The 12329-nt window shown below is 48.6% G+C and carries 9 protein-coding genes; 4 read left to right on the top strand and 5 right to left on the bottom strand.

Annotation, left to right across the window (positions count from 1 at the left end; translation table 11 throughout):
* Positions 1 to 104: 104 nt before the first annotated feature.
* The 4 genes from ACWA6V_RS08425 (at position 105) to ACWA6V_RS08410 (ending at position 6554) form a co-directional block, all read left to right on the top strand.
* Complete coding sequence (locus ACWA6V_RS08425) at positions 105 to 1478, top strand: ATP-binding protein (protein ID WP_449522061.1); 1374 nt, start codon at positions 105 to 107, stop codon at positions 1476 to 1478.
* Positions 1479 to 1483: 5 nt separating this feature from the next.
* A complete protein-coding gene (locus ACWA6V_RS08420) occupies positions 1484 to 4465 on the top strand; it encodes a hypothetical protein (protein ID WP_449522060.1) in 2982 nt (993 codons plus the stop codon).
* Between the two features lie 71 nt (positions 4466 to 4536).
* Entirely contained in the window at positions 4537 to 5622 is a 1086-nt protein-coding gene (locus ACWA6V_RS08415; RefSeq protein WP_449522059.1) for an eCIS core domain-containing protein, read from the top strand.
* Positions 5623 to 5684: 62 nt separating this feature from the next.
* Positions 5685 to 6554, top strand: a complete 870-nt coding sequence (locus ACWA6V_RS08410) for a hypothetical protein (RefSeq protein WP_449522058.1) — start codon at positions 5685 to 5687, stop codon at positions 6552 to 6554.
* A 111-nt stretch (positions 6555 to 6665) separates the two neighbouring features.
* Here the strand turns inward: ACWA6V_RS08410 and ACWA6V_RS08405 are convergent, their stop codons facing one another.
* From ACWA6V_RS08405 to glmS, 5 genes are all read right to left on the bottom strand, one after another.
* On the bottom strand, positions 6666 to 8711 hold the full coding sequence (locus tag ACWA6V_RS08405; protein WP_449522057.1) for a glycoside hydrolase family 11 protein: 2046 nt from the start codon (positions 8709 to 8711) through the stop codon (positions 6666 to 6668).
* Between the two features lie 318 nt (positions 8712 to 9029).
* Positions 9030 to 9803, bottom strand: coding sequence for a TSUP family transporter (locus ACWA6V_RS08400; RefSeq protein WP_449522056.1), 774 nt, complete (start codon positions 9801 to 9803; stop codon positions 9030 to 9032).
* 50 nt (positions 9804 to 9853) lie between these two features.
* On the bottom strand, positions 9854 to 10303 hold the full coding sequence (locus ACWA6V_RS08395) for an RES family NAD+ phosphorylase (RefSeq protein WP_449522055.1): 450 nt from the start codon (positions 10301 to 10303) through the stop codon (positions 9854 to 9856).
* Positions 10304 to 10330: 27 nt separating this feature from the next.
* On the bottom strand, positions 10331 to 10786 hold the full coding sequence (locus ACWA6V_RS08390) for an antitoxin Xre/MbcA/ParS toxin-binding domain-containing protein (RefSeq protein ID WP_449522054.1): 456 nt from the start codon (positions 10784 to 10786) through the stop codon (positions 10331 to 10333).
* A gap of 71 nt (positions 10787 to 10857) precedes the next feature.
* The coding region (gene glmS, locus ACWA6V_RS08385) for a glutamine--fructose-6-phosphate transaminase (isomerizing) (RefSeq protein WP_449522053.1) at positions 10858 to 12329 on the bottom strand (1472 nt) is incomplete at its 5' end.

The following is a 12329-nucleotide window of genomic DNA, read 5'->3' as shown; positions in this document are numbered from 1 at the left end:
CGTTTACCCTGGAGTATTTCGCTGATCAAACACAGTTGGATGGATAAACCCCTGCGGGTGTCCTGGCGCGATCAATCTTGAACAAAAATGTTAATCCACTTTACATGAATAGACCAAACACCATGACCATTAGCCAAGCCAATGCCATCACGCTCGAACAGGAACTTGCCTGGTTTGATGCTGTTTTGAATTTGCGCTTTACCCATTATTTTGGGACGCCAGAAACGCAACACGCAACTGCGGATGTACGCAGCCTCGCACCACCGGATTTGTCCAATGATCCATCACCTTACGCGCAGATTATGCGGGACTACGCGATGGGATTTGATGAGCGCTTGGTGTTTTTATTGTGTTTGATTCCCCATCTGCGCCCACAAGCGCTGGATATCTTTTTCACCCAGAGCCAAATCACGGGTCGTACTTACACAGAATTTGGCGGTTGGCGCGGCAAAGCTCACAGCGGTTTTTTACCCACCGCGGAAACTGCCGTCTTTATTTTGGCCGGGCAGGAATTACAACGCCGTTTTGCCACTTTGCAATTATTTGATGACCAACATTATTTTCTCAAACAGCGGCTAATCAAACTGGAACATCAAGCCAGTGGTGAACCTTTTTTAAATGCCACGATTTCGGTCACCGCCGAATTTTTGCATCGCTGCACACACGGACAAGTGCACAAGCCCGATTACAGTATTGAATTTCCGGCAAAATTAATTACCAGCAAACTCACCTGGGATGACTTGGTGCTGGGGCGCGATGTAATGGATGAAATCGAGCACTTGCATACCTGGTTGCGCCACAGCAAAACACTGGTGAAACACTGGCAATTAGAAAAATCGATTAAGGCCGGTTATCGCAGTTTATTTTTTGGACCACCCGGCACGGGTAAAACACTGACCGCCACACTGCTAGGTGCGAGCGTGGGCGTTGATGTCTACCGCATCGATTTATCCATGGTAGTGTCAAAATATATCGGTGAAACAGAAAAAAATCTCGCTGGTGTTTTTGATCAAGCGGAAAATAAAAACTGGATTTTATTTTTTGATGAAGCCGATGCCCTATTTGGTAAACGCACCCAAACCAGCAGCTCCAATGATCGCCATGCTAATCAGGAAATTTCCTATCTGTTACAGCGGGTAGAAGATTTCCCCGGTGTAGTGATTCTTGCCAGTAACATCAAAGCCAATATTGATGAAGCCTTTGCACGTCGCTTTCAGTCGATTATTTATTTTCCACTGCCCGACGAAAGCGAGCGTTTGCGGCTGTGGAAAAACCTATTACCGAATAGCGAACTGCTGGCGCAGGATGTGGATTTGCCTTTTCTCGCCGATAAATACGAACTCTCGGGCGGATCACTTACTAACGTTGTGCGCTACGCCGCTATTCGCGCCACACGCATGAACCGCAACCAGCTTGAACAAGCCGATTTGTTGCAAGGCATCAATAAAGAACTTCTCAAGGAGGGGCGTACGCTCTAACTACCATGACCAGTGCTTTTTATACCAAATGGCCGCTCGTGCTGCTCGGGTTGATATTCCCGCTTGCATTAGCAGCACAGACATTACCCGATGGGGCGACACAAAATAAAGATAAATGTCTCGGCTACGACATGGAATATAAACGCTATCCCAAACCGGTAATTGCGCAGGTACAAGCAGATATGTATCAGCTGTATCATCAGGAGAGTGATTGGCAAACCGATGCCAGCCGAAAAGGGAAACCGCTTAACGACGGCATACTCGGCCCGATTACCTGGTCGTGGATGCAGCGCTTTTGTAAAAATTTTGCATTGGATAGCACCGCCGATGTCGTTGAAAATTTGCCGCTGCGCGCGCGCGCAATTGCAACATTTTCTGCACAGCACCGCGACGATGCGACAACCCTGATTAGCACCGCTTTTGCACAATGGGCAGTCACGCATATCACTGCGTGTGAATTGGATACCCAACAAACACTTGCGCAGGGAAGCGATAACGATTTGCAGAAGCTCGTGCGTTGCTACCTGCAACCCGAGCCTCCAGCTGTGGCTGAACCAGAACCTCCAGCCGTTATTGAGCCCTATCAACTTTATGTGTTGCGCACCGATGATTTTGAAGCTATGGCGGGAGCGGTCGCAAAAGTGTCCGCCGCCGATACGGCGATAACGGCCATCGCAGGAAAATCATTTCCCGATAAATTATCTGCCACTGCAGAACTCAACGCGCAACTTGGCAAATTATCTCCCGATGAAAGCAAAAGCATCAGCGCTAAACTCAGTACTCATATTCTTGCGCACAAAGACTATGTGATTACCGATAAAGTACTCAATGACTTAAATCAGCAGGGCATTAGTGATGCGCTGTTTGAAAATCTGACAACACTGCGCGATAAAACATTTACCGATCAGAAAGAATTCAGCAAGGCTATCACCGCAGCGATAGAAACAGCAGCAACTGCCGTTGCTTCAACAGCGGCAACATCAAGCGATGCATCCACGAGTGCCTCAAGTTCAGTACAAGCAGCACCACTACCTAATGTCGATAAGCTGTTATTGCAAATCCAGTTGGCGAGCGAGCAAGCGTATTACCGCTTGGATGAAACAGCTGCACAGGCACTGCTCAGCACCAGAAAGCCCGTAGCGGCGGCGGTAATTAAATTATTGGAAACACTTAAGGATATTGAATACCCTAGCGCCGAATTATTGGATCTGGCAATCAAAAATAAAATTCTCAAAGCCGCGGGCATTTGTAAGCTCGATAAATCCAATACACTTGATACCCAATTGGGAAATCTGGAGCCATCTGAAACAGCAGCACTATTTGATGACATTAACCAGCATATCGCCAGCGAAGCATCCGACACCATCAAATATTGCAACGAAGACCACATTCATAAATTGGGCAATTATTACCGCACTCAACTTCAGCCGGTAGTCGCACCGCTCTATAGCGAGCCCATGCCCGCCTTTACCGGCAACCCCCTGTTGTGGGACGGTGGAGGCAAGGACTGCGGTTGTGTACGCAAAGAATTACAAACTACTGCTTATGGCATTTATCCTTACTGGAAAGCCGGTGCAGCTACACAAGCATTTGATTTCAGTACATTCAATCGCGTTGCCTATTTTGGCTTAAGCGCAGCCGACAACGGCAAACTAATACAAATCAATAGCCGCCCTGGCAGTAAAACCTTACTCGATGATAATAGCGATCAATCCAAAGAATTTATGCGCGAGGCGCGACGCTACGGCAGCAAAGTGGACTGGATAATCGAAAAGGAATTTTCGTCTGCAGCTGATTTGCATACTGACGCTGGTTTAAAAATATTTTTTGATAATTTAAAAAACCAACTCTTGCAACTGCTTGGCACACCGCTCACCGATGCGGGTTCGCGCTTGCGTCCACTGATGACGCTGGGTCTTGCAGCACAACCAACTAATGGTGACGGGGTTACTTTCTATTTTAAAAATTTTCCGAGGGACGCTTTTGCTAAAGATAGATTTGATGCTTTTTTTAAAGAATTGAAAAAAGAATTGGCAAAGATGGATGAAACGCGCGATCGTTGGAACGGTATAAAAAATCACACTTACGTCAACATCATGACCACCCAATCTGAATTCTTGCGCGCTGGTTCAGTATTTGGCTCGGGGCATATCGATTTCTTAACCCAGGTTAGTAAATATTCCGACGATAATTTGTCGATTCCTGAAATTCAGGAATCTGTCAGAACCTTGGTAGTCCTGCTACTGGAAGATCCCTACTACAACGCGCTCGATGAAATTTATGCGGTAACGACTAGCACCGACCGCACTATTATCGCACCGCTGATGTTTACCGATTATTCAGAGATGGATGTCAAGACTGATGGCAATTCCACGCGGCATCAGATTGACGAGCGACAAAAACGCCTTGCCTACATTCACGAAAGTTTTGGCGGCGGCGGCTTCTGGCCAATGATCGAATATACCAACAGTAGCGACGGTAAAGATTACTCTGTGTTTAACAGTTACATCGGCAAGCATTTTTCACCTGGCTATAACGAATCACTCTGGAATGAAACCCTGTGTGGTTATCGCTGGTTACTCATTGCAATAATGAATATTTGGCTACTGTTGGCGCTCGCCTATTTGGTCATTATTTTTTATGTGTATCCACATCGTTGTAAAAAATTACCGGTTTATATTCGCTGGTTATCGCATCCACTTGCAGTTATCACCTTGCTCTTGCCGCCCATAGTGTTGTGGGAGTATTTAATTGTGGTGGATCCATCATTTAATATTCTAAATTTATCCAGTCTGTTAGGTTTGGTCGTCGTGGGCTTGGCACTCGGTGCGGGCGTAGACGCCATTAAAGCGCTTAAGGAACAAAGACCTAACCGCCATTTATTGCAACACCAAAAAGCCGCTACTGTTCCGCAGCGACAACCCGCATCCACCATTGAAGCGAATGATACGGATGATAATGAAACGGCACAGGATGTTGAAAAATAAGTTGCACACTGCAAGTGTTTTGGACTTTACTCACATTAACCAGATGCAAGGAATAACCCGGGAGCAAAACCATGGCTTACACCAGTAAACAAACCGCACGCGAAACCCAGGCAGCGGAAGATGCTGCTGCAAAACAAACCGCACCGGCTTTTACCGACCAGCGTGTGTCAGCCGGTGTGCAGTTACAACAGCAGCAGATGATGCACACGGCACAAGCCAAGTTCGCAACAGCCCAACGTGCAGGTGTTGAGGAGGAAGAACCCTTACAAGGAAAATTTACACCGGTACAACGCGCCGAAGAAGAGGAGTTGCTCCAGGGAAAATTTGAAACTGTACAGCGGGCCGAAGAAGAAGAGTTATTGCAGGGGAAATTTGCAACCGCACAGCGCGCAGGTGTCGAGGAAGAAGAACCTCTGCAAGGTAAATTTGCGACCGCGCAATTAGCTGACGAGGAAGAACTATTGCAGGGAAAATTTTCAACAGACATAAGTTCACAGGCTATCGCACAACGCGAAGAAAAACCCAATAACACTGGCCTACCCAATCAACTCAAAAGCGGTATTGAATCCCTCTCCGGTATGAGTTTGGACAACGTAAAAGTTCACTACAACTCCAGCAAACCTGCACAATTAAATGCACACGCCTACGCGCAGGGCAGCGACATCCACGTTGCCCCCGGCCAGGAACAACATTTACCGCACGAAGCCTGGCACGTTGTACAACAAGCGCAGGGCCGTGTAAAACCCACGACGCAAATGAAAGGCACATCCGTGAATGACGATGTGAGTTTAGAAACCGAAGCGGATGTGATGGGGGCTAAGGCCCAGTCGATACAAACTAAAGCCATACAATTGCGAGAGAAAACTGTTACCGAAGGCACAGCGCAACTAGCCACAGGAGTCGTCCAGAGACAACAAACCGATGTATGCCTCAAATCAGCCTCGGGTACCTATGATTTGAATGGTACACCGGGAACATTTAATTTCACTCAGAGCAGTAAAGGTAGCGATGTCCTTTTTACGACGAAAAGTCATCCATCAGGTTATATAGACCACTCAGACAAAGTGATTAAGTATTTGAAAAAACAAAAAGTGATCCCTAATGACGCTACAAATATCGTTGTTACTGCCCATGATACCTACGGTATTAAACTATAAAAAATTTACATCAGACTATGTATTCAAAAATTCATAATTCCTGAATAGATAATCGAGCACGAATGATGAATTACACGAGTAAACAAGCACAAAAAGACGCCGAGCCAATACAAAGCGTTGCCGGCACAAGAGCGGCTCAAGTATTTCCCGATCAGCGTAATTCGACTGCTTTGCAACTTAAACAGCAACAGATAATGCGCAGTGCAAGTTCACATAATGTTATTCAAAAATTGAGCGCAGAAGAAGACGAACTACTGCAGGGAAAATTTTCGCAAACAGTACAAGAAATCCAGACTGAAAACTTTGGCGGTGTCCGCTGCCAGTATTCTGCCGCTGCCAATGAAGTTGAATTCCATATCGATGCAGGGGCTAATGCCGATGGCTCGCTGATGGAAGATTATTTGATTGCGCTCTGGGCTGCGCGCGATACGCTTGAAGCCGGACAAGCAAGAGCAGCCGGTCATGTGGTGATGCATCCCGGCGGTGTACAGGTGGTAAAAATGACCATGGAAATGCTAGCTGAAGCTCTGGGGCGCGGACCAAATCTTAAAGCAGCACGCGATGCCAAAGCAGCGCGCAAGAAACAAGGGCTCAATCCCAGCGAAGGTGTACCAAATGGCATGGAAAACGATGTATTGGGGGCACCGGTAATCGCCGAGCACCTTGCCTACCGCGATGCGCTGGTAGGTACTCAGGGTGTCTCTATGGCACCCGTTGGCGGCGGCACTATGGCGGGTGATACCGACATGCTTGATGAGGGCAACGATGAGGTTCGCGCCGCCTATGACAAAGCCGTTGGTGCGGTGCGGCATGCCTTGTCGCTGAATGTGCGGCTCGACCTGAATGCATTAAAGACACTGATCACTTCGCTCGAAAGCGGTCTGAAGTGGTATCAAATTGGCAAACTGAAAGTAAAGTCCTGGGCTAAGTGATTAGTCAAAATCCACGCAATTTTTCCATAAACCAGGATTTTTTACCTCACTAAAAAGGCCAAAAAGGAATTCCTTTTTGGCCTTTCGATTTTTAAATCCTATCCGATAGGATTAATTACATACTACCCCACCGCCGCCAGTGCCCTGGCTATTGCAGGTGCTGGTGGTGATACAGTTTCTGTTGTTCTCCCAGCCCCAACCACTCGCTGTAGCGGTGCAGATTGGGTACCGAGTGCCCCACCAGTTGCATTGGCAGGCGCCGCCGGTGGCAATGCTGCTGCTGGCGCGACTGCTGGATGCGGGTGTGCTGCTGCGGCTACTGCTGCTGACCGCCGGAGTACTACTGCGGCTGCTGCTTGAAACAGCAGGCGTACTGCTTGCTGTACCGCCAGATGGTGCCACTGCACGACCGGTACTCGCATCAATGCGGCCCGGGCACAAGCCTTTTGCACGCAGGCTGGAGGCGATTTGGGCGATAGCCGCATTGGTATTGGTGTAGCTGCCGTCGTGCATCAATATTACCTGACCATTTTGCAGGCGATTTGCCGCGCTAGCGATTGCCGACGCGGTGGCGCCGTTCCAGTCTTGTGAGTCCACATCCCAGGTAATTACCCGCAAACCCAATGCCTGGGCAGCTTGTTGAATGGTGGAATTGACCGTGCCGTAGGGCGGACGGAACAAGGTTGGTTTGGGCGCACCCGCATTTTGAATCGCCTGATTGGCGCGGTTCAGCTCATCGTAAATCTGCTGGTAACTCATGCTACCCATCTGCGGATGGCTGTAGCTGTGGTTATGTACTTCGCCGACACTTAACTGCTGCGCCATGAAGTTAGCATTAGCGACAACATTATTGCCCTGATTGAACCAGGTAACCGGAGTTAGGTTGTTTTGCTTCAGCAGGTTAACCAAAGTGGGAGTATTGGCGGTAGGACCGTCGTCGAAGGTAATGCCCACATAGCCAGAACAGTTGCTCGCGCTGCTACTGGAGCCAGCACCACCGCCGGAACTGCTGGTGCCACCACCAGTGCTGCCACCGGAACAGCTGCCACTGAAGCAGTCGTAGGTGAAACCAAAACCTATCACGCCGTTGCAATGCATCAACTCGGAATTGCCGCCACCACCACATGAACCGTTAGCGTAATAACCCGTGTTGTAGGTCATATCCTCCGCCTGACGGGTTTCGCCGTTGACGCGGATATAGTCCACCACTACGTCGCGGCTGCCGCCGTCATTATCAAACTGCACCTGGATATCGCCCGCAGCCGTGCCGGCATAAGTCAGATCCTGGAAGCTGGTGGTCAGGTCCCAACTGGCTACCGTAGCGCCACCAATACGCAAGTTAATGTGCTCGCCGCCCGCCACACCGCGCGCGCGCACGGTAACGCCGCCGCTAACACCGGGAGTTGAGCTACCCACCGAGCTACTTGAAACCGCTGGGGTAGAACTGGCCGGTGTACTACTGGTAGTCGCGGTGCCTTGGCTCACGGTGATATCGGAACTGCCGCGGCTTTGATAGCCCTCGGTCGCCAGTACCTGATAATCGTGATTACCCAGTGCCAGACCTTTGCTCGCCCAAAAGTTTGCGTGATTGGCAAAGGTAATGGTGCCGGAGATTGCACCAAAGCCTTTCTTGGGATTACGCACACTGAAGTATTGATAGAAGGTCTGGGTACCATCAATCGATGGTTGTTGGGTACGCAAGCAGCGACGCACATTGTAAGTCGCGCCATCGCTCTGGAAGCTGCCGTAGTCGGTACCACCCGAGCAAGAGGCCGGGTTGTACGAACCGTAACTTTCAATCACGTAATATTCAATCAGTGGGCTTCTGGTCCAGCCATAAAACGCCAGATACGAATTTTGGCTGTTATCGACCCCAAAATTGCCTGAATAGCTGATAACTCTGGTGCTGTTACCCGGATTCCAGCCCTTACCACCTACCCAGTTATTGGTACTGTTGGTCCACTGCGAGGTATAGCGGCCAGCGGCCTGCAGGCCCATAGAAGCATCGCCGGAATCCTTCCAGAAGGTATAGTAAAAACCGTTATTGGTTCCCGTTGAGTTTGCCGTCAGGGTTTGTGCGCTGGCGCTTGTTGCATACAAGGCTGCTGCGCAAGTCAGTGCCGTAGCGACACTCTTGCCGATTGTCGTTAATTTCATTATTAATCTCCGATACGCCTCTCAACCTATACCACCGATAAAGGAGGAGGGCTGTTGGAAGGCTTCTCCTGTTCATTGCGAACAGGCGTTCTTTCCGGGCGCCATACTGCTTGTGATTATTGTGTAAATTGGCGCGGTGATTCCGAAGTGCACGGTATACATCTGCTTTTTGATATTGTCAAATAAACCATATGCATATTGTCGATGTAACCATTTACAATTTTATTTTTAAAATTTTTCGTTTAAGGCGATATTTTTTAATTATTTTTTGCATTGAATCTTGCACTAAATTGAAGACAGATAAGTATCAAAAGACGTTTACCTGTAAACAGAAAATAAACCAAACGCGCTCACAAACAATAATGCGCTGCCGATCACACGATAAAAAACCACCGGATCAGCACTCACCAGCCGTGCATGAAATTTCAAACCAAAATAGTGGCCGATGGCTGTTGCAGGCAACAACCAGAGATGCGCCTGCAATTGTAAATCTACCCCGGCAATAATGAACGCCACCATCTTGATACTCACCAAAATAAACCAGAGCACAAACAAGGTGTCGCGCAATTTTTCGCGCGCGACGTGCACCATATACACCGTCATAATCAGCGGCGCACCAATCAATGAGGTGCCACTAATGTAAGCGCCGAGCGACAAAAAAATACCATCGCTCACCGGATGCGAACTCTTAAAAGGTTTGTTCAAAATATAGGTGATGGAATACACCGAGATAATCACAAAAATAATCGCACTCATAATATTCGCCGGAATCGTCAACAAACCGGCCACACCAATCAGCTTGGGGATAATCATTATCTTCAGGGATTTTTTCAGATAAACCCAATCTACTGTTGAAGGCTTTTTTTCTCCCGTCGCCATTTGTTTGCGATTGTTTTGCCACACCGTCAGCGTCGAAAAAATTAATAAATGCACCGCGATAATTGGCAAATACACCAGCGGGCGATTATCCACCAGCAACAACAGCGGCAACGCCATCATCGCCCCACCAAACCCCAAACCGGTGCGTACAAATCCGCTCCAGACGAAGATCAGTAAAACGAGGATGAGCTGAGTGAGGGAAAGGTCGGCCATGGGAGAAGTCCAATCGTGAAAGCGGGTACAAAGTAAAACTGAACCGTAATTTAGATTAACAGTCGTTGATCAAACGGATACTGTCTAGCACTAATAATTTCTGCATTGGCAGCAGCGACATGACGTGGATTAAACAGATAGTTGAAGCTGTGCGGCACTACCGCGCTGGGCACGCGCAATAACAGCGAGCTGCTGCCCGTTAACCATTCATCGCCAATCGCGCGAGTGAGTTCGCGATCATCTTGCCAATCGTCGGGCAGGGCGTTTTTGTGCAGATGAGACATACCCGTACGCTGGTTGTAGTTCACTTCCAGCAGTTGATAGCTAGCGGGGATTTCACTGAGATCCAACTCAAAATGCACCAACACTTCCAACATCGCCAGTGCCGGGCTTTCCGATAAATAGACAATAGGAATGCCGCGATTGTGCCAACGGCCGGACGCTCTCAGGCCACCTTTTCCCTGTAGATCGGCGTAGTTGCTGATTCTCCATAACTTCATGGCATAACGGTTCCCTTAAAGCCTCAACTAGGCGAAGTAGCCTTCATCTAGTTGGATAAGGGTTTCTTCAACCAAACTCGCACCCGGCTCGGTTTTTATCAGCTCCATGGCTGACAGACCATCAAATATCTTGCGCGGTTTGTTTAGCCACGCCATGGCTTTGTCTGCGCCTAACACCTCTTGCGCCAAAGCCGAAATTTTTGCCGCGCGCAACCAGCGCTCGGTTTCATCGGTGGTCAGTTTTTGGCCTTTTTCACGGCGATGGGTGAGCGTGCGCAGCGGAATGATCCAATCCAGGTCGCGCCGGTTAAACCCCTGATCGACCAACAAATCCACCGCCGAGGTGACAATACCCTCGCGGCTGACTCGCACGACATCCAACGGGGTCTTAAGACCAATATGGAGAATGGAACCCACCCGCGCCATTACGCGGGCAGATACGCCTTTATTGGCTTTTTCGGGAGTAAATTCGCTGTGTTGCATAGAGCCCTCAACTGAGAAACGGCAATTTGCCTAATTGTATATGGCAAATTGCCGATTTACCAGTTATCAGCCTATTCGACCGTCACCGACTTGGCCAGGTTTCTTGGCTGATCCACATCAGTACCCTTAATAATCGCCACGTAATAACTCAATAACTGTAATGGCAAAGTGTAGAGAATCGGTGCTAACCAGGGGTGGATGTGCGGTACATTGATGACGCGCATGGTTGCGTCTGATTCGAATTTTGCATCTTCATCGGCAAAGACATACAAGATGCCGCCGCGCGCGCGCACTTCTTCGACATTGGATTTTAATTTTTCCAACAAGTCGTTATTGGGTGCAACAACGATGATCGGCATATGTGCGTCGATCAATGCCAATGGGCCGTGTTTTAATTCACCGGCGGCATAGGCCTCAGCGTGAATGTAGGAAATTTCTTTTAATTTCAGCGCGCCTTCCATTGCGATGGGGTATTGATCACCGCGACCTAAAAATAATGCGTGGTGTTTATCGGCAAATTCTTCAGCGAGCGCTTCGATTTTTGGCGCGAGTGTTAAAGACTCTTCCAATTTAGCGGGAAGATTTTTTAATGCAGCGACCATTTCTTTTTGTTGTTCAGTTGAAAGGCCGTTGTATTTACCGATGGCCAGTACCAGCATCGCCAAGCCAACCAATTGCGTGGTAAACGCTTTGGTGGATGCGACACCAATTTCCGCACCGGCGCGGGTCATAAATGCTAAATCAGATTCACGCACCAGTGATGAACCCGCGACGTTGCAAATACTCAAGCTGCCTAAATAGCCGAGTTCTTTTGCTAAACGCAAAGCGGCAAGCGTGTCTGCAGTTTCACCGGATTGGCTGATGGTGACAACCATGCTGTTAGGTTGTACGAAGGATTTGCGGTAGCGGAATTCGCTGGCGATTTCAACGTTGCAGGAAATGCCGGAAAAAGTTTCCAACCAATAGCGCGCTACCATCGCGGAGTGATAGCTGGTGCCGCAGGCGACGATTTGGATGTGTTTTACTTTTTTGAATAATTCAGCAGCACCGTTGCCAAAAGTTTCATCCATTACCGATTCGCTGCTCAAACGGCCTTCGAGAGTATTCATCACTGCGTTAGGCTGTTCGTAAATTTCCTTGAGCATGAAATGACGGTATTGGCCTTTGTCTCCCGCATCGTAACTCGCGGTAGATTCGTGAATCTGGCGCTCAACGGCTTGGCCATCTTTATCAAAAATGCTAATTGTCGTGCGGGTAATTTCGGCTACATCGCCTTCTTCCAAAAAGATAAAGCGGCGCGTCACCGGCAAGAGCGCGAGCTGATCAGACGCGATAAAATTTTCGCCGATGCCCAAGCCAATCACTAGCGGGCTACCAGAACGCGCAACGACTAAACGCGATGCATCGTTTTTGTCCATCAACACAGTGCCATAAGCGCCGTGCAATTGTTTTACGGTTTTTTGTACGGCTGCTAATAAACTGTCCGTGTTTTTTAATTCTTTTTGCACCAGATGCGCGATCACTTCAGTGTCGGTATCTGAAG

The organism is Cellvibrio sp. (assembly GCF_053579595.1).
Note: the sequence above shows the minus strand (reverse complement) of the source record. Positions and strands in the feature narration are given on the sequence as shown.